The following is a 17,587-nucleotide window of genomic DNA, read 5'->3' on the forward strand; positions in this document are numbered from 1 at the left end:
CGGGGCGAAGGGCGGCGGGCGACGAGGAACCGCTCGGCGGGGCCATGGATCCGGGGGGACTCGGCCGCGCGCCCCGCGAGGTCCCGACCGGGGAAAGCCGCTGTGCGCTCATCCGGCACGCTCCTCTCCCGGGGCCGGGCCTCCGGCGCGGCACAGTCACCGGTCCGCCGGTCGTCTTCCGCCATTGTCGGCCGGACCTGGGTGCCCGCGCGCGACGAGGGGGAACCGTCGGAGGCGTCCGCCCCGGGCACCTGAGGTGTTCGGGGCGGACGCCTCCGACGGGCGGGGCGTGTCAGATCGTGGCGGTGTCGATCACGAAGCGGTAGCGGACGTCGCTCGCGAGAACCCGCTCGTACGCCTCGTTGACCTGGCCGGCGTCGATCACCTCGATCTCGGCGCCGAGGCCGTGCACGGCGCAGAAGTCCAGCATCTCCTGGGTCTCCTTGATCCCGCCGATCGCCGAACCCGCGATCGACCTGTTGCCGAGGATCAGGGAGAAGAGGTTCAGCGAGATCGGCTCCTCGGGGGCGCCCACGTTGACGAGGGTGCCCTCGGTGCGCAGCAGGCCGAGGTAGGCGCCGAAGTCCAGCGGGGCCGAGACCGTGGAGAGGATGACGTCGAAGGTGCCGGCCAGCTCCTCGAAGGTCTTGGGGTCACTGGTCGCGTAGTAATGGTCGGCGCCCAGCTTGAGCCCGTCGTCCTTCTTCCGCAGCGACTGGGAGAGGACGGTGACCTCGGCGCCGAGCGCGTGCGCGATCTTGACGGCCATGTGGCCGAGGCCGCCGAGGCCGACGACGGCGACCTTCTTGCCGGGGCCCGCGCCCCAGCGCTTGAGCGGGGAGTAGGTGGTGATGCCCGCGCACAGGAGCGGTGCGGCCTCGTCGAGGGCGATGCCCTCGGGGATGGAGACGGCGAATCCCTCGGTCACGACGATGTGCGTCGAGTAGCCGCCGTAGGTGGGCTCGCCGCTGCGGTCGAGCGCGTTGTACGTCTGGGTGTTGCCCTCGGCGCAGTGCTGTTCGCGGCCCATCAGGCAGGCGTCGCACTGCCCGCAGGAGTCGACCATGCAGCCGACGCCGACGCGGTCGCCGACCTTGAACCGGGTGACCCCGGAGCCGGTCTCGGCGACGATCCCGGCGATCTCGTGGCCGGGGACCATGGGGAAGATGCCCTCGCCCCAGCCGTCGCGGGCCTGGTGGATGTCGGAGTGACAGATTCCGGCGAACTTGATGTCGATCAGGATGTCGAACTCGCCCACCGGACGACGCTCGATCGTGGTGCGCTCCAGCGGGGCCTTGGCACGGGGAGCGGCGTAGGCGGCAACGGTGGTCATGCCGGAGGTTCTCCTCTGGGTGATGCGGTAGGAACGTGTCCCAGCCTCACTCCGTGCCCGGCGTTTACCCAGGCCACCGCTCTGCCTACGACCAGTGGTCCTACTACTGACGGGGACAGGCTGGGCCGCCTACGACCACGCGTCGCAGGAATAATGGAGCCCATGGACGATCAGCCGGAGGCCGCCGCGCCGGAGCCGTTGGACCGGCGGGCCGAACTCTCGGAGTTTCTGCGCACCCGGAGGGCGAAGCTCCAGCCGCAGGACGTGGGGTTGCCGGAGTTCGGCCGGCACCGCCGGGTGCCCGGTCTGCGCCGCGAGGAGCTGGCGCAGCTGGCCGGGGTCTCCGTGGCGTACTACACGCGTCTGGAGCAGGGCAACGGGCGCAATGTGTCGGCCGAGGTGCTGGACGCGATCGCGCGTGCGCTGCGGCTCACCGACGCCGAGCACGCGCATCTGACCCATCTGGCGAGGCCGGCGCGGCACAAGAAGAAGCGCCGCCCGGCGAAGGTGCAGCGGGTGCGGACCGGGCTGCTGTACCTCCTCGACAGCATGGAGGGCATTCCCGCGTACGTGGCCGGGGCGCGGTCCGACATCCTCGCCTGGAATCCGATGGCGGCGGCGGTGTTCGGCGACTGGGCCGCGCTGCCGGCGGCCGAGCGGAACTGGGCACGTCTGGTGTTCCTCTCCCCCGCCTACCGGGACCTGTTCCTGAACTGGGACTCCAAGGCCTCGGACATGGTCAGCTATCTGCGGCTGTATGCGGGCCGCCATCCCGACGATCCGCAGTTGTCGGCGCTGGTGGGCGAACTCTCGCTGAAGAGCGAGGAGTTCCGGCGGCTGTGGGCCACGCACAACGTCAAGGAGAAGGGCCACGGCAGCAAGCTGATCCGGCATCCGCTCGTCGGTGACCTGACCCTGTCGTACGAGACGCTGAACCTCCCGGACGACGAGGACCAGCAGTTGGTGACCTATCACGCGGAGCCGGGGTCGGAGTCGGCCCAGGCCCTGCGTCTGCTGGCGAGCTGGGGCGCCGACGCGGGCCGGGCGGATGTGATCGGCGGCGGGGTACGGGGTCCGGCGGACGAGCGGTGAGGGCGGGCTTGCGGCCGGGACCGCCAGGTGGTGTCGGAGGGTCTTCGCTCAGGCGCGTTCGACCGTCATGCGGGCGAACAGCGGGAGAGGGATCCAGGGTGTGCCGGTGACGAGGGTGCGCCGGACGGTGCGGCCCGCGAATTCCGGGCGGGCCGCGACGGTCCGGTTGAGCGGCTCGTCGGACGTGGCGCGGAAGTCGTGGATGACGATCCGGCCGCCGGGACGCAGAACCCGCGTCATTTCGGTGACGGCCTCGGGCACATCGGTCCAGTGGTGCATGCTCAGCGTGGAGACGACGACGTCGGCGCAGGCGTCGGGCAGCGGAACCGCGTCGGCCTCGGCGAGGTGGATGGTGACGCGGTGTCCGTGGCCGTGCTGCCGCATGTTGTGCCGGGCCCGCTCGGTCATGGAGGCGGAGACGTCGACGCCGTGCGGACGGAGATCGGGCCGCCTGCGGGCGATGTCGAGGAGGAGCCGGCCGGGGCCGGTGCCGATGTCGAGGACGAGGGCTCCTTGCGGGGCCCGGCAGACGTCGTCGGCGGCCCGGCGGTAGATGCCGCTGAGCAGCCTTCCGGAGAGCCGGTCGTACGCCTCTCCGCTGATGCCCATTCCTCCGGGGTCGGCACGAGTGATCAAAGCCGAGGTGGCCGACCGGTCAGGTCACCTCCGCGCTCATCTCCGCCGTCACCACCGCCGTCCCCTCCGCCTCGCCGACCGCGGCCGCCGCGAGGGCGGGGGCACGGGCCGGCTCCGCCGCACCCGTCCCGGCCGGGTCCAGAAGCGGCAGGGTCCTCGCGGCGGTGAGCCGGGGCAGCAGCAACTGCCAGAAGCCGGTGAGCCGGTACGGGGAGAGCCACGCGGGGTCGTGGCGGCCGAGCACCTCGAAGCCGGCCGTCGCGGCGACCGTGGCGGCCGCCGCGTCCTCGCGGGAGACGTCCTCGGCGAGCGTTCCGGCGTCGGCCGCCTCGTCCAGCAGTTCCCGTACGCGGTGGTGCCACTGCACTCTCAGGTCCGGGGCGGCGGTTTGCCCGGTGTCGCAGCTCAGCCGGAACCCGGCCCGGCTCACCGGGTCCTCGCGCAACCGTTCCACGAGGGCGTGCGAGCTGTCGACGAGGGCCTGGAGGGCGGTGTCCGTCCCGCGCCGGATCGCGGCGGACATGTCGTGCAGCTGCTGGGACGCCTCCGCCACCACCGCTTCCGCGACCGCGGCCTTGTTCTCGAAGTGGAAGTGCAGCGCGCCCGTGCTGACGCCCGCGCCGGAGCTGATCAGCGCCAGCCGTGCCTGGGCGTAGCCGTGCTGCTCGAAGACGACGGCGGCGGAGCGGATGAGCGCCTGTCGGGTCCGGGTGGCGCGCTCCTGTTTGGTCATGGAGTTATCAAACCAACTTGCCGGTTTCATTTCCAGGGAACGGGAGATCACGCCAGAGGCTCTCGGGCCCATTTTTCGGCCGTATCCGCTCCGCGAGGCGGAGAAACAGACCGGGATCGGAGAATGCGTACGCCCCTATTCGGCCGCGAAAGCGTCCGCGTGGTCGGCCGCCCAGGTGCGGTACGACCTGGCCCGGCGTCCCGTCAATTCCTGGACCGTGGGCACCACCGCCGCCTTCGCGCCCGCCCGCTGTCGCTCCGCGCTCTCCAGGAAGGCTTCCGCGACGGGCCGCGGGTATTTCGCCAGCAGGGCCGTGCGTGCGGCGTCCGGGCCCAGTTCCTCGAAGCGCAGCGGCCGCCCCAACACCCGAGAGAGCTCGGCCGTCTGTTCCCGCGCGGTGATCGCCTCCGGGCCCGAGACGGCGTACGCCCTGCCCTCGTGGCCCGTACCGGTGAGGACGGCGACGGCCACCGCGGCGACGTCGCGGGGGTCGACGCACGCGACCGGGGCGTCGCCGTACAGGGCGCGCACCACTCCCGCCGAGCGGATGCCGGGCGCCCAGGACAGGGTGTTGGACATGAACGTCCGGGGGCGGACGAACGTCCACGCGACCCCCGACTCCCTGATCGCCTCTTCGTTCTGCCGCTGGCGCCGGGTGATGAAGTCGTCGGCGCCCGGCTCCTCCACCGCCATCATGGACAGCTTGACCAGGTGGCGGACGCCCGCCGCGGCGGCTGCCCCGGCGACCCGCTCGTCGTCGGGCTCCGTGGGGCTGTTCGTCACCAGGAACACCGAGTCGACGCCCCGCAGGGCCCGGTCGAGGGCGGGGCGGTCCCCGTACTCCCCCTCGACGACCTCGACCCCGTCTCCGCGTACCGTCAGCCGCTCGGGGCGGCGGGCGAGGATCCGTACGGGGCCGGCGGCCGCCAGCAGTCCGGCGACCTCGCGGCCCACCGCCCCGGTCGCACCCGTCACGAGAATCACCGGCGCAGAACCTCTCAGCCGTCGGCCCGCGGGCCGGACAGAAGTGTGGAGAAGACCGGTTCGTCGTCCTGATGGCCTGTCACCCGGACCGTCACCGTGTCATCGGCCTCTTCCGGCAGGACCTCCGCGCCGATCCAGCACGGGCTGCCGAACTCGGCGTACCGGTGGAACCGGGTGCTCGCCTCCACGGGAACGATGCCGCCGCGCCCTGCCGCGAGGCAGGCCGCCTGACGGGCCGCCTCCAGCAGCAGCATGCCCGGGACATGGTCGTTGGGGCGCTGGAACAGCGTCGGGTGCCGGGTGTCCACGCGCAGCTCCCAGACGCCTTCGCGGCCGGTGTCCGACAGCACCACGTCCTCGGTCCTGCTCCGGCCCGCGCGGGCGGCGGCGACCGGCGCCGCCTCCGGTATCGATATCCCCTCGGCGGGGGCGTCGGCGCGCATCCGCCGGTACACCTTGGGGCTGGTGAAGCGGGTCGCGCCCATCCCCGTGGCCGCCAGCGCCCCGTCCCGGTGCACCGCCCAGCCCACGCGCCCCTGCACGGGCAGTCCGCTCCGCCACTTCAGGTCGGAGCAGAACACCTCCACGTCTATCTCGGTGGGGACTCCGCCGACGCCCAAGTGGTCCTGGTGGCAGACGTAGTCCAGGTCCGCCATCAGGAAGTGGTAGCCGAGCGGGACACCGTACCCGGCGTGGAAGGCGAGCATGGCCGCCTGTCGCATCGCTTCGGCCACCAGCAGCGGGTCGTGCCGGTCGCCGCCGACCGGGGCGAAGAACGGGTGATCGTGCGGCAGGACCGCCGCCACCGAGAACCGATCGTGCGCCAGACGCACCCAGTTACGGGGGAACGCGTCCTCCGGCCTGGTCCGGTGCACCATGTCGATCCCCACGGGATGCACCATGTCGGCCTCCGAATCCATTGCCGGCACCGATTCGATCAGGGCTGCTGCTTCGGGCATAACTCCCCCCAGGGGTCATGTGATGGCGAGCCGTTCCTGCGATGCACGTGCGCTGATAAGATACAGACTCAGCGGTTTTTTTTCTATCCCCGGCAGGGTCGCCCCTCCCCACACCGTCCCGGCCGTTTCCCGGGCCATCCGGCCCAGCGAAGGAGACAGGATGGCCAAGCAGGACCGGGCGATCCGCACCCGCCAGGCAATCCTGATGGCAGCGGCGCAGGCTTTCGAGAAATATGGTTATCAAGCCGCGACGATCACCGAAATACTCAAAAGCGCCGACGTCACGAAAGGCGCTCTCTACTTTCATTTTCCGTCCAAGGAAGATCTCGCGCTCGGTGTTCTCGATGCCCAGGAGCCGCCGCAGACCGTTCCGGAGCAGCCTCTCAAGCTCCAGGAACTCATCGATCTGGGGATGCTGTTCAGCCATCGCCTCCAGACCAGTCTCCTCGCCCGGGCGGGCGTGCGCCTCTCCATGGACCAGCAGGCCCAGGGACTCGACCGCAGCGGCCCTTTCCTCCGCTGGCAGGAAGCCACCCATCACCTCCTCGCACAGGCCAAACACAACGGTGAGCTGCTCCCCCACGTCAACCCCACCGAGACGGCGGACCTGTACGTGGCCGCTTTCACGGGCACCCAGGCCGTATCCCAGACTCTCACCAACTACCAGGACTTGCAGCGCCGCCACATCACGTTGCAGCGGCACATCCTCCCCAGCATCGCCGCGCCCTCGATCCTGACCGCCCTCGATCTGACCCCCGCGCGCGCCGAACACCTCGCCCGTCTCGACCCCGAGGACTGACAGCGGCCGGGGTCAGACCCCCTACTGCCGCCCGGCCGTGAGGGTCGCGCCGCGGAACGTCCGCCGGTAGGCCAGTGGAGTGACGCCGATGGCGGCGTGCAGGTGCTGGCGCAGCGATGTACCGGTGGCGAAGCCGACCCGGCCGGCGATCTCGTCCACCGCCAGGTCCGTGGACTCCAGGAGATGCCGGGCCCGGTCGACCCGCTGCTGGACGATCCACCGGCCCGGGCTCATGCCGACCTCCTCGTTGAAGCGTCGGACGAAGGTGCGCAGACTCATCCGCGCGTGGTCGGCGAGGCTTGCCAGGCTCAGCGGTTCATGGAGGTTCCGCAGCGCCCAGTCGCGGGTCGCGGCGGTGCCGTTCACCGCCGGGGCGGGCACGGGCTGCTCGATGTACTGGGCCTGTCCCCCGTCGCGCCAGGGCGGTACGACGCAGAGCCGGGCGACCCGGTTGGCGATCTCGCTGCCGTGGTCCGCGCGGACGAGATGCAGGCAGACGTCGACGCCGGAGGCCGCGCCGGCCGAGGTCAGGACGTCCCCGTCGTCGACGAAGAGGACATCCGGGTCCAGCCGCACCTGGGGGTACCAGGACCGGAAGAGCTCCGCGAGCGCCCAGTGGGTGGTGGCCCGCCTGCCCTCCAGCAGTCCGGCGGAGGCGAGGAGGAAGGCGCCGGTGCAGATGGACACGAGGCGGGTGCCGGGGCGTACGGCCGCGAGCGCAGCGAGGGCCGCTGCGGGCGCCTCCCGGGCGAGGAGGGAGGTGTCGAAGGGCGGGATGACGACGGTGTCCGCCGTCTCCAGCGCCTCGGGGCCGTGCTCGACGGTGATCGAGAAGTCGGCGTTGGTGCGTACCGGCCGGCCGTCGACCGTGCAGGTCACGACGGAGTAGCGGCCGTCGGCCGCGCCGAGGACCCGGTTCGGAATGCCGAGCTCGAACGGATAGACCCCGTCCAGGGCGAGTACGGCGACGCGGTGCGCGTTTTCCATGGCACGATCCTGTCGAAAGATGGCAATCATGCCATGGTACGCCGGACGGTCAGCCGTGAGGCTGGACGCATGACGAAGAACGAGAGCATGCGCGCCATCAGTCAGAGCGTCTACGGAGGACCCGAGGTACTGGAGGAGATCCGGCTTCCCCGGCCCGTGGCGGGACCGAGTCAGATCGTGGTCGCCGTCCGGGCGGCCGGGGTGAACCCCACGGACTGGAAGCACCGGGGCGGGCCGATGCTGCTGGACCGGCTGCCGCAGGTCCTGGGCTGGGACGTGTCCGGGGTCGTGGAGTCGGTGGGCTTCGGGGTGACCCTCTTCAAGCCGGGCGACGAGGTGTTCGGCATGCTGCCCTATCCGTACGGTGTCGGCTCCCACGCCGAGTTCACGGTAGGCCCGGCCCGCGCCTTCGCCCACAAGCCCGAGGGCATCGACCACGTCCAGGCGGCCGCCCTCCCGCTCGCCGCGCTCACGGCCCGTCAGGCGCTCGTCGACACGGCGGACGTGCGCCCCGGGCAGCGGGTCCTGATCCACGCGGCCGCGGGCGGGGTCGGCCACCTCGCCGTGCAGATCGCCAAGTCGCTGGGTGCGTACGTCATCGGCACCGCGAGCGCCGCCAAGCACGACTTCGTGCGCGAGCTCGGGGCGGACGAGGTCATCGACTACCGCACCGTGGACTTCGGGGACGCGGTGAGCGATGCCGACGTGGTGATCGAGCCCATGGCGGGCGCGACGCGGGCGCGTTCGCTCGATGTGCTGCGCCCGGGAGGCATTCTTGTGTCGCTGAGGCCGGGCGGTGACGCGGCGGAGGCGGCGAAGGCCGCCGCGCGGGAGATCCGGGTGGAGAACCTGCTGGTCGAGGCCGATCACGCCGGTATGACGGCCATCGCCGACCTGGTCCGGGCCGGTGAGCTGCGCGCGCACATCGAGGCGGCCTTCCCGCTGGCCGAGGCGGCGAAGGCGCACGCGATGGGCGAGACGGGCCGCACCACGGGCAAGCTCGTCCTCGTGGTGTCGTAGGCCGCCGGGGCGCCCGGCCGCCTCTCGCGCGTACGGAACGGGCGCCACGGCCCCCTGCCGCGCGTACGGAACGGGCGCCGGGCGTTCAGGCGCCCAGCGCCAGTTTCGTACCGAGGCCGATCATCATCACGGCGACCAGGCCGTCCAGCACCCGCCACGCGGAGGGCCGCGCGAGGACTCCGCTCAGCAGCCGGGCGCCGAAGCCGAGCGCCACGAACCAGCACAGGCTGGCGAGGATCGCGCCGAGCCCGAAGGTCCAGCGCAGGGGCCCCCGGTCGGCGGCGACGGACCCGAGCAGGAACACGGTGTCGAGGTACACATGCGGGTTGAGCCAGGTCATCGCCAGGCAGGTCAGCACGACGCCCCGGCGCGACGCGGCCGGGGCGTCCCCCGCGTGCAGGGCGGACGGGCGCAGCACGCGGCGGGCGGCGAGCAGCCCGTAGCCGATCAGGAACAGGCCGCCGAGCAGGCCCACGACGGTCAGCGCCGAGGGCCAGGCGACGACGACCGCGCCGACCCCGGCGACGCCCAGCGTGATGAGCACCGCGTCGGACAGGGCGCAGATGCCGACGACGGCGAGCACGCCGTCCCGTCGGATGCCCTGGCGCAGCACCAGGGCGTTCTGGGCGCCGATGGCGACGATGAGGGAGAGGCCGGTGCCGAATCCGGCGGCCGCGGTGGTCAGGGCGTTCGTCATGCGGCCGACGCTACGGAGCGCGGCGAGACGGTGTCCAGCTAAAGATTCTTACGTATCATTAGCACTCATGATGTCCGAGCTTCCTCTCGATCAGGTGCGCACACTGCTGGCCGTGGTCGACGAAGGCACGTTCGACGCGGCGGCGCAGGTGCTGCGGCTGACGCCGTCGGCGGTCAGCCAGCGGGTCAAGGCACTGGAGCAGCGCACGGGCCGGGTGCTGCTGATGCGTACGAAGCCGGTGCGGCCCACCGAGTCCGGTGAGGTGGTGGTGCGCTTCGCCCGCCAGCTGGCCCGGCTGGAGCGCGACGCGCGGACGGCGCTCGGGATGTCGGGGCCCGGCGAGCCGACGCCCGTGTCGATCGCGGTGAACTCCGATTCCCTGGCGACCTGGTTCCTGCCCGCCCTGCGGCGCGTACCGCAGGAGCTGGACCTCGCCTACGAACTGCGCAGGGAGGACCAGGACCATACGGCCGCCCTGCTGCGGGAGGGGCTGGTGATGGCCGCGGTGACCTCGTCGCCGGAGGCGGTGACGGGGTGTTCGGTGCGCAGTCTCGGCCGGATGCGGTATCTGCCGGTGGCCAGTCCCGCTTTCGCCGACCGGTGGCTGGAGAGGCGGGCGGGCACCGCCTTGCGCGAGGTGATCGGCGACGCCCCGGTGATCAGCTTCGACCGGCGCGACGATCTACAGGACGCCTTCGTGCGCCGCCTCGGCCCCGGGCCGGAGGTGAGCGCCCGGCGTCATCTGGTGCCCTCGTCGGAGGGGTTCGCGAGCGCCGTGGCGGCGGGCATGGGCTGGGGCATGGTGCCCGACGTCCAGGCGGAGCCGCTGCTGCGCGACGGCCGGCTGGTGCTGCTCACCCCGGACCACACCGTGGACGTACCCCTGCACTGGCAGCAGTGGAAGCTGGACTCGCCGGCCCTGGCGACCGTGGCCGAGGCGGTGGCGGCGGAGGCCGCGGAGACGCTCGCGGGCGGACGGCCGATTGCCCCTCGATCCGTTCGAGGTTAGGTTTACCTAACTCAAGAGGGAGGTGCGGAACATGACGGATGGTCAGGACCGGGAGCCCCGCAACAACGAGGACGCGGCGGTGGACTGGCAGGCGCGCGGGGCGTTGTCCCGGCTCGTGCTCGGCCAGATGGCCACCCAGGCGCTGGGCACGGCGGTGCGGTTCGGCGTCTTCGACCGGATCGGTCCGGGCGAGCTGAGCGCCGACGCGCTCGCCGGATCCCTCGGCACCCATCCGCAGGCGACCCTGCGTCTCCTGCGCGCCCTGGCCGGACTCCAGCTGCTGTCCGAGACGGAGCCGGGCCTCTTCCGGACCACCGCGGCGGGCGACTTCCTGCGCACGGACACGGCCGGCTCGATGGCCGCGATGGCCCGGATGTTCACCGATCCGGTCATGCTGCGGGGCTGGGACCTGCTCGACGAGAGCGTGACGACGGGCGGAACGACGTTCGACACGGTGTTCGGGACGGACTTCTTCAGCCATCTCAAGGAGCACCCCGAGCTGTCGGCCGCGTTCAACGAGGCGATGAGCCAGGGCACCCGGCTGACCGCCGCCACCGTGCCGCACCACTACGACTTCGGGCGCTTCGGCACCCTGGTGGACATCGGCGGCGGCGACGGCACCCTACTGGCCTCGGTCCTGCGGGAGCACCCGAAGCTCCAGGGCATTCTGTTCGACACGGCCGAGGGGCTGGCGCAGGCGCCGCGGCGGCTGGCCGCGGAGGGCCTGACCGGGCGCGTCGCCCTGGAGACCGGCGATTTCTTCGCCTCGGCCCCGGCCGGCGGCGACCTCTATCTACTGAAGAGCATCATCCATGACTGGGACGACGAGAGGTGCGCGGCGATCCTGCGGCGCATCCGGGACGTCATCCCCGCCCACGGCTCCCTGCTGATCGTCGAACCGGTGCTGCCCGCGACCGTGCCGGCCGATCCGCCGGGCGGCGTCTACCTCAGCGACCTGAACATGCTGGTCAATGTCGGCGGCCGGGAACGGACCGTGGACGATTTCGCCTCTCTGTGTACGGCGGGCGGTTTCGTCCTGCGCGGTGTGACGCCGCTGCCCGCGCCCAACATCTTCCAGATCATCGAGGCCACGCCGGCCTGACGGGCCACCGCCGAGGTCCGAAGCCCCCGCACAGGAGTACATATGCCCCAGCCCGCCGCCCGTCCTCCGCTCCGCCGCAAACGCGCCCTCGCGGCCCTGGCCGGCGGGATCGTGGTCGCGGCGGGTGCGGGGCTGCTCCTGTCCCACGCCTCCGCCACGGACTCCCCGGACAAGGCCGCGCCGAAGGTCGTGCCGCCCACGGCGAACGCGGCCTTCGACTACCAGATCGGCGGCGCGTACACCCCGCCCGCCGGGGTGGAGGCCGTCTCCCGGGACCGGGGCGCCCGGCCCGTCGAAGGCCTTTACAACGTCTGTTACGTCAACGCCTTCCAGGCCCAGCCCGACGCCCTCGGCTGGTGGGAGAAGAACGACCCGGATCTGCTGCTGCGTGACGCCGACGGCGATCCGGTCAACGACGAGGCCTGGGGCGAGGCGCTGCTCGACACCTCGACCGCGGCCAAGCGCACCCGGCTGGCGAAGATCGTCGGTGAGTGGATCGACGGCTGCGCGGACTCCGGTTTCCAGGCGGTGGAGCCGGACAACCTCGATTCCTACGAGCGTTCCGACGGGCTGCTGACCCGGGCGCAGAACGCGGCGTTCGCGAAGCTCCTGGCCGACCGCGCGCACGCGGCGGGCCTGGCGATCGGCCAGAAGAACACGACGGACCTGCTGGGACAGCGCAAGGAGATCGGGTTCGACTTCGCCGTGGCCGAGGAGTGCGGCCGCTACGACGAGTGCGCCGACTACGCCTCCGCGTACGACGACAGGGTCTTCGTCGTCGAGTACACCGCGGGCGACTTCAAAGAGGCGTGTTCGTCCGTGGGAGCGAAGGTCTCCGTGGTGCGGCGGGATCTCGACGTCGTCCCGGCGGGGCGGCCCGGTTACGTGTTCCGCGCCTGCTGAGCCTGCGTGCGGCTAGGGAGTGTCCGCGCAGACGGTGAAGACGCCGCCGTCGGGGTCCCTGATCACCGCTTCGCTGCCGTCGGCGGGCGAGTCCAGCGGGGGGCCCACCGTTCCGCCCGCCGCGCGGGCTGCCTTGGTGACCGCTTCCAGGTTCTCGACCCGGAAGCGGACGTGCCAGCGTGGGCGCAGCAGGGCGTCGGGGGACGACGCGTCCCCGCCGCCGCGCAGGGTGGCCACGGTGCGGCCGCCCTGCCGTACGACGACCGCGTCCTGCTGGTAGGCGTAGCCGACCTCGCAGCCGCCGGGTTCCTCGGAGGCCCAGCCGAACACCTCGGCGTAGAAGATCGCGGAGTCGAAGGCGTGGCTCGTGCGCAGTTCGAGGGAGGCCGGCGCGCTGTCGCGGCCGAACGACCAGGGCGGGGTCCGGCCCTCCCAGAAGCCGAACGCGGCCCCTTCCCGGTCGGCGGCCATGACTCCTCGCCCGGGGCCGATCCGGAGCGGGCCGACGGCGATCGTGCCGCCGCGTTCCCGCACCCGGGCCGCGGCGGTGTCGGCGTCCGAGACGGCGAAGTACGGGGTCCAGGAGACGGCCGTGGGCAGACCGGGCGCGATCTGGCCGATGCCGGCGACGGGCAGGGCGTCGACGTGGGCGACGGAGAAGCCCTCGCCGAGGGTGCCGGAGCGGAAGGTCCAGCCGAGAACGGTCCCGTAGAAGTCCTGGGCGGCCCGCAGGTCCCGGGTCATGAGGCTGACCCAGCACGGGATCCCGTGCACCGGGGTGCTCTGCTCTGCCTCGGTCATCGGGCTCCGTCTCCTCGCCCCCGGTGGTGAGCCGGCGGACGCCGACGGCGGTCCGGCCGGGTGGGCCTGCTGGTCACCGGCCGTTCGCGGACCGGTACGCTCCGTGGTGCCGTACGTCCTCGGAGCAGCACGTCTCCATACCTACGCCGCCCCGGGCGCCGCCGCCACCCGGGACGGGCCCCCGGGACGGGCGGGGTGCGCGCCGCCTGTCCGTCGCGGAACCGGGGTGGATTGTCAGTGCCCGGTGACAGACTGCGCACATGACCCTTTCGCAGCCGAAGGCCGACCTCCAGCGTTATCTCCAGTCCGCACGCGATGCCCTGCTGTGGAAGCTCGAAGGGCTGTCGGAGTACGACGTCCGCCGCCCTCTGACGCCGACCGGCACGAATCTCCTCGGACTGGTCAAGCATGCCGCCGGGGTGGAGCTGGGCTACTTCGGCGACACGTTCGGGCGGCCGTTCGGCGAGGTGGTGCCCGCCTTCGAGGACGACGCCGAGGCGAACGCGGACATGTGGGCGACCGCCGACGAATCCCGTGAGGACATCCTCGCGCTGTACCGCCGGGTGACGGAGCACGCGGACGCGACGATCGCCGAGCTGCCGCTCGACGCGGTCGGCCGGGTGGCGTGGTGGCCCGACGAGCGGAGCCGGGTGACGCTGCACCAGATCCTGGTCCATGTGATCGCCGACCTCCAGCGGCATGCCGGGCACGCCGATGTCGTGCGGGAGCTCGTGGACGGGGCGGTGGGGCTGCGGTCCGGCAACGAGAACATGCCGCCGGGCGACCGCGCGTGGTGGGAGGACTACCGGCAGCGTGTGGAGCAGGCGGCCCGGGACGCGAAGTAGCCCGCTCCCCCGGTCGCGTCGTGCTGCCGCGTGGCGCTCTCGCGCGGTGGGTCGAACCCTGTCGCGCGGCGCTCTCGCCTGGTACGTCGATCCGTGTCGCGCGGTGCGTTCAGCGTCCGGTGAGCGCCGCCGGTTCGCCCAGGTGGTGTGCGGCGGTGCGCCAGGCGGCGGTGACGGCCGCGCGGGCCGTGGCGGTCGCCCGCTCCACCTCCGGCGGGAGGTGCAGCGGGGAGCCGATGTGTACGTGGAGGCGGGGGCGGCGGGCCGGGGCGGTGAGGAGCCCGGAGATCTGCTTGACGCACCGGCCCGAGGTCACCCGGCGGGCGCCCGCCTGGCCGAGCGGCACGACGGGCGCTCCGGAGGCGTGCGCGAGGCGGGCGAGGCCGCTGCGGAAGCTCTCCGGCGGGGCCTCCGCCGCGTCCGTACGACAGGGCAGTCGTCCTTCGCCGTAGATGAGCAGATGGCGGCCGTCCCTGAGCGCGACGGCTGCCGCGTCGAGTGCGCCCGCCGCCCGGTGGGTGTTGCGGTGCACGGGCACGTGGCCGCCCTGTTCCAGGAGGCGGCCGAGGACCGGGATGCGCCACAGGCCGGCGGTGGCCATGACGACGGGTTCGACGCCGAGCCGCAGCAGTGCGGCGAGGACGATGCCCGGGTCGGCCAGGGAGGTGTGGTTGGCGACGATGATGCTGCCGGCGGCGGGGGCGGGGGCGTGGTCGGACGTGACGGTGAGGCGTCCGAGCGAGGGGACGACGGCGGCGGCGATGCGGCTGAGCACGGTTCTCCCTGGGTCCGGCGGGCGCGGCCGTCCCGGTGGACGGCGGTGCGGTGCCGGGTCCGCCCTTCCCGGCTTCGCCCGCCACGCCCTCATCGTCGTGGCGGGCGTGGCCGGGGGCCTGAGTGCGGATACTCAGGCCCCCCTGGGGCGATCTCCCCGGGACGGGTGTGGCGTACGGGGTCAGACGGCCAGCCACACCGCCGTGTCCCGGGGCAGTCGGCCGTCGGCGTCCAGGGGGCCGCTGGCGAGCAGGACCTCGGTGTGGGCGGGGAGCTGTGCGGGGTGTTCGGCGAGGTTGACGGCGCAGACGAGGTGCTCTCCCCGGGCGAACACGAGGAGGCCGGGCTCCTCGCTCAGCCAGTGCAGGGGTTCGGTGTGCAGGGCGGTCAGGGAGCGCCGTTGCTTCAGGGCTTCGCGGTAGAGGGACAGCATGGAGCCGGGGTCCCGGTCCTGGAGGTCGGCCGCGCGGGATGGCCAGTCGGCGGGCAGCGGGAGCCAGGGTTCCACGGTGGAGCCGAAGCCCGCGAAGGGTTCGCCGGCCGCCCAGGGCAGCGGGGTGCGGCAGCCGTCGCGGCCGGGGGCCCGCCCCTGGGAGCGGAAGTACATGGGGTCCTGGATGCGGTCCAGCGGTACGTCGGCCTCGGGCAGGCCCAGTTCCTCGCCCTGGTAGAGGTAGACCGAGCCGGGCAGGGCGAGCGAGAGGAGGGCGGCGGCGCGGGCGCGGCGGGTGCCGAGCTCCAGGTCGCTGGGGACGCCGAACGCCTTGGAGGTGAAGGCGAATCCGGTGTCCTCGCGGCCGTAGCGGGTGACGGTGCGGGTGATGTCGTGGTTGCAGAGGACCCAGGTGGCGGGGGCGCCGACGGGGGCGTGTTCGGCGAGGGTGTCGTCGATGGCGCGGCGCAGCAGCCCGCTGTCCCAGGGGCAGCTGAGGAAGGTGAAGTTGAAGGCGGTGTGCAGTTCGTCGGGGCGGAGGTAGCGGGCGAAGCGTTCCGCGTCGGGCAGCCAGACCTCGCCGACGAAGATGCCGCCGAACTCGTCGGCGATGGCCCGCCAGCTCCGGTAGATGTCGTGCAGCTCGTCGCGGTCGACGTACGGGTGGGGCCCCTGGTGTCCTTCGAGGTCGGGGAGGGCCGGGTCCTTGGCGACGAGGGCGGCGGAGTCGATGCGTACCCCGGCGACGCCTCGCTCGAACCAGAAGCGCAGGACGTCCTCGTGTTCCCGGCGTACGGCGGGGTGTGCCCAGTTGAGGTCGGGCTGTTCGGTGGCGAACAGGTGGAGGTACCACTCGCCGTCCTCGACGCGGGTCCAGGGCACTCCGCCGAACTCGCTCTCCCAGTCGTTGGGGGGCAGTTCGCCGTGTGCGCCGCGGCCGGGGCGGAAGTGGAAGAGTTCGCGCTCCGGGCTGCCGGGGCCCGCGGCGAGTGCCGCCTTGAACCAGACGTGCTGGTCGGAGACGTGGTTGGGGACGATGTCGATGATGGTGCGGATGCCCGCCTCACGGGCTTCGGCGATGAGCTTCTCGGCCTCGGCGAGGTTGCCGAAGGCGGGGTCGATGGCCCGGTAGTCGGCGACGTCGTATCCGCCGTCCGCCATCGGCGACAGGTACCAGGGGGTGAACCAGAGCGCGTCGACGCCGAGTTCGGCCAGGTAGGGCAGCCGGGACCGTACGCCCGTCAGATCGCCGGTGCCGTCCCCGTCGCCGTCGGCGAAGCTGCGGACGTAGACCTGGTATATGACGGCCGAGCGCCACCAGTCGTCGGCGGCGAGCTGGCTGCCTTCCATAAGGCGGGTTCCTTTCGGGCGGGCGCGGTCGCCGGCGGGGTGGGCCGGTCCGCGCGACAGGGAGGAGCGAGGGAGCTGGCGGGTCTGACGCCGCCGCCCCGGAGCGGGGCGGGAAGGCCGGGGACGGCGGCGGGTCCGGGGTGGGGCTGCGCCACCGAGGGGGTGGCGCGGGTCAGCCCTTGGTGCTGCCCGCGCTGATTCCGGCGATGATGTGCCGCTGGAAGACGAGGAACATCAGGACCATCGGGATGCTCGCGATGACCATGGCCCCGATCAGCACGGTCAGCGGGACGTTCTGCGAGAGCTGCACGAGGGCCACGCTGATCGGCTGCTTCCCGGTGTCGGAGAAGACCATCAGCGGCCAGAGGAAGTCCTGCCACACGGCGACCAGCGCGAAGATCGACACGACGCCGAGGACCGGCCTCGACAGGGGCAGGACGATGGACCAGAGGGTACGCAGCTTGCCCGCGCCGTCGATCTCGGCGGCTTCCAGGACATCGCGCGGGATCTGGTCGAAGAACCGTTTGAGCAGATAGAGGTTGAAGGCGTTCGCGACGGCCGGCAGCCAGATGGCCAGCGGGTCGTTGAGCAGGTTGACGTGGATCAGCGGCAGGTCGGCGATGGTGAGGTACTTCGGTACGACGAGGGCCTGCACCGGGACCATGAGGGTGGCGAGGATGCCGCCGAGGATCACGTTGCCGAAGGCCGGCTTGAGCTTGGACAGGGCGTAGGCGGCGGCGGTGCAGAAGACGATCTGGAGCACCCAGGCGCCGGTCGCCTGGACGACCGTGTTCCACAGGTGGGTCGGGAGCCGCATCAGGTCCCAGGCGTCGGTGTAGCCGCTCAGCCGCCACTGCTCGGGGACGAGGGTGGGCGGGGTGCGCACCACTTCCTCGGGCGGTTTCATCGCGCCCGTGACCATCCAGTAGACGGGGAAGAGGAACGCGAAGGCGAAGAGCAGGACGACGAGGGTGAACACCGACCAGTACGCGACCTTGCCGCGGCGTCCGGCGAGCGCCAGCGGCGAGATGACGGTGCGTACGGAGCGGGCGGCCGGCGTCTCGCCGGAGGGCTTGGCCCGTACGGCGGGCGGCTTGGCCACCGGGGGCGGAGCTGTCTGTGTCATGGCG

18 protein-coding genes are annotated in these 17,587 nt (G+C 72.2%); 7 read left to right on the forward strand and 11 right to left on the reverse strand.

Features of this window, described 5'->3' with window-relative positions:
- Positions 1–292: 292 nt before the first annotated feature.
- Positions 293–1,333 carry an NAD(P)-dependent alcohol dehydrogenase gene (locus A3Q37_RS15265; protein ID WP_065484332.1) on the reverse strand — a complete coding sequence of 347 codons (1,041 nt, stop codon included), beginning with the start codon at positions 1,331–1,333 and terminating at the stop codon, positions 293–295.
- Positions 1,334–1,495: 162 nt separating this feature from the next.
- Here A3Q37_RS15265 and A3Q37_RS15270 point away from each other — a divergent pair, with 162 nt between their 5' ends.
- Positions 1,496–2,425: a helix-turn-helix domain-containing protein gene (locus A3Q37_RS15270; RefSeq protein WP_065484336.1), complete on the forward strand. Its 930-nt coding sequence runs from the start codon at positions 1,496–1,498 to the stop codon at positions 2,423–2,425.
- Between the two features lie 48 nt (positions 2,426–2,473).
- Here the strand turns inward: A3Q37_RS15270 and A3Q37_RS15275 are convergent, their stop codons facing one another.
- The 4 genes from A3Q37_RS15275 to A3Q37_RS15290 form a co-directional block, all read right to left on the reverse strand.
- Entirely contained in the window at positions 2,474–3,034 is a 561-nt protein-coding gene (locus A3Q37_RS15275) for a class I SAM-dependent methyltransferase (RefSeq protein ID WP_065484339.1), read from the reverse strand.
- Between the two features lie 46 nt (positions 3,035–3,080).
- Positions 3,081–3,794, reverse strand: a complete 714-nt coding sequence (locus A3Q37_RS15280; RefSeq protein ID WP_079137811.1) for a ScbR family autoregulator-binding transcription factor — start codon at positions 3,792–3,794, stop codon at positions 3,081–3,083.
- Between the two features lie 135 nt (positions 3,795–3,929).
- Positions 3,930–4,778 (reverse strand): NAD(P)H-binding protein, encoded by an 849-nt coding sequence (locus A3Q37_RS15285; RefSeq protein ID WP_065484341.1) that lies wholly within the window; start codon positions 4,776–4,778, stop codon positions 3,930–3,932.
- Between the two features lie 14 nt (positions 4,779–4,792).
- Complete coding sequence (locus A3Q37_RS15290; protein ID WP_255311826.1) at positions 4,793–5,680, reverse strand: ScbA/BarX family gamma-butyrolactone biosynthesis protein; 888 nt, start codon at positions 5,678–5,680, stop codon at positions 4,793–4,795.
- Positions 5,681–5,897: 217 nt separating this feature from the next.
- On the opposite strand from A3Q37_RS15290, the gene A3Q37_RS15295 reads away from it, so the two are divergent.
- Positions 5,898–6,536, forward strand: a complete 639-nt coding sequence (locus tag A3Q37_RS15295) for a ScbR family autoregulator-binding transcription factor (protein ID WP_065484349.1) — start codon at positions 5,898–5,900, stop codon at positions 6,534–6,536.
- A 21-nt stretch (positions 6,537–6,557) separates the two neighbouring features.
- On the opposite strand, the gene A3Q37_RS15300 is transcribed toward A3Q37_RS15295, so the two are convergent.
- The gene (locus tag A3Q37_RS15300) at positions 6,558–7,523 is read right to left on the reverse strand and encodes a GlxA family transcriptional regulator (RefSeq protein WP_065484352.1); all 966 of its coding nucleotides are present in this window, start codon (positions 7,521–7,523) and stop codon (positions 6,558–6,560) included.
- An 87-nt stretch (positions 7,524–7,610) separates the two neighbouring features.
- Here A3Q37_RS15300 and A3Q37_RS15305 point away from each other — a divergent pair, with 87 nt between their 5' ends.
- On the forward strand, positions 7,611–8,543 hold the full coding sequence (locus A3Q37_RS15305; RefSeq protein WP_065484855.1) for an NADP-dependent oxidoreductase: 933 nt from the start codon (positions 7,611–7,613) through the stop codon (positions 8,541–8,543).
- Positions 8,544–8,628: 85 nt separating this feature from the next.
- On the opposite strand, the gene A3Q37_RS15310 is transcribed toward A3Q37_RS15305, so the two are convergent.
- Complete coding sequence (locus A3Q37_RS15310) at positions 8,629–9,240, reverse strand: LysE/ArgO family amino acid transporter (protein ID WP_065484355.1); 612 nt, start codon at positions 9,238–9,240, stop codon at positions 8,629–8,631.
- A gap of 67 nt (positions 9,241–9,307) precedes the next feature.
- Here A3Q37_RS15310 and A3Q37_RS15315 point away from each other — a divergent pair, with 67 nt between their 5' ends.
- The 3 genes from A3Q37_RS15315 to A3Q37_RS15325 are packed head-to-tail and all read left to right on the forward strand — an operon-like array spanning position 9,308 to position 12,254.
- On the forward strand, positions 9,308–10,249 hold the full coding sequence (locus A3Q37_RS15315) for a LysR family transcriptional regulator ArgP (RefSeq protein ID WP_065484358.1): 942 nt from the start codon (positions 9,308–9,310) through the stop codon (positions 10,247–10,249).
- A gap of 31 nt (positions 10,250–10,280) precedes the next feature.
- Positions 10,281–11,351, forward strand: coding sequence for a methyltransferase (locus A3Q37_RS15320; protein ID WP_065484361.1), 1,071 nt, complete (start codon positions 10,281–10,283; stop codon positions 11,349–11,351).
- A 42-nt stretch (positions 11,352–11,393) separates the two neighbouring features.
- Positions 11,394–12,254 carry an endo alpha-1,4 polygalactosaminidase gene (locus tag A3Q37_RS15325; protein ID WP_065484364.1) on the forward strand — a complete coding sequence of 287 codons (861 nt, stop codon included), beginning with the start codon at positions 11,394–11,396 and terminating at the stop codon, positions 12,252–12,254.
- Between the two features lie 12 nt (positions 12,255–12,266).
- Here A3Q37_RS15325 and A3Q37_RS15330 read toward each other — a convergent pair whose 3' ends face one another.
- The gene (locus A3Q37_RS15330; RefSeq protein ID WP_065484367.1) at positions 12,267–13,055 is read right to left on the reverse strand and encodes a VOC family protein; all 789 of its coding nucleotides are present in this window, start codon (positions 13,053–13,055) and stop codon (positions 12,267–12,269) included.
- 260 nt (positions 13,056–13,315) lie between these two features.
- Here A3Q37_RS15330 and A3Q37_RS15335 point away from each other — a divergent pair, with 260 nt between their 5' ends.
- Complete coding sequence (locus A3Q37_RS15335; RefSeq protein WP_065484369.1) at positions 13,316–13,900, forward strand: DinB family protein; 585 nt, start codon at positions 13,316–13,318, stop codon at positions 13,898–13,900.
- Positions 13,901–14,009: 109 nt separating this feature from the next.
- On the opposite strand, the gene A3Q37_RS15340 is transcribed toward A3Q37_RS15335, so the two are convergent.
- From A3Q37_RS15340 to A3Q37_RS15350, 3 genes are all read right to left on the reverse strand, one after another.
- Positions 14,010–14,675, reverse strand: a complete 666-nt coding sequence (locus A3Q37_RS15340; protein ID WP_065484374.1) for a 1-acyl-sn-glycerol-3-phosphate acyltransferase — start codon at positions 14,673–14,675, stop codon at positions 14,010–14,012.
- Between the two features lie 180 nt (positions 14,676–14,855).
- Complete coding sequence (locus tag A3Q37_RS15345) at positions 14,856–16,457, reverse strand: glycoside hydrolase family 13 protein (RefSeq protein ID WP_065484377.1); 1,602 nt, start codon at positions 16,455–16,457, stop codon at positions 14,856–14,858.
- A 172-nt stretch (positions 16,458–16,629) separates the two neighbouring features.
- Complete coding sequence (locus A3Q37_RS15350) at positions 16,630–17,583, reverse strand: carbohydrate ABC transporter permease (RefSeq protein WP_176711421.1); 954 nt, start codon at positions 17,581–17,583, stop codon at positions 16,630–16,632.
- Positions 17,584–17,587 lie beyond the last annotated feature (4 nt).

It is taken from the genome of Streptomyces sp. PTY087I2, from assembly GCF_001687325.1.
Taxonomy (GTDB): Bacteria; Actinomycetota; Actinomycetes; order Streptomycetales; family Streptomycetaceae; genus Streptomyces.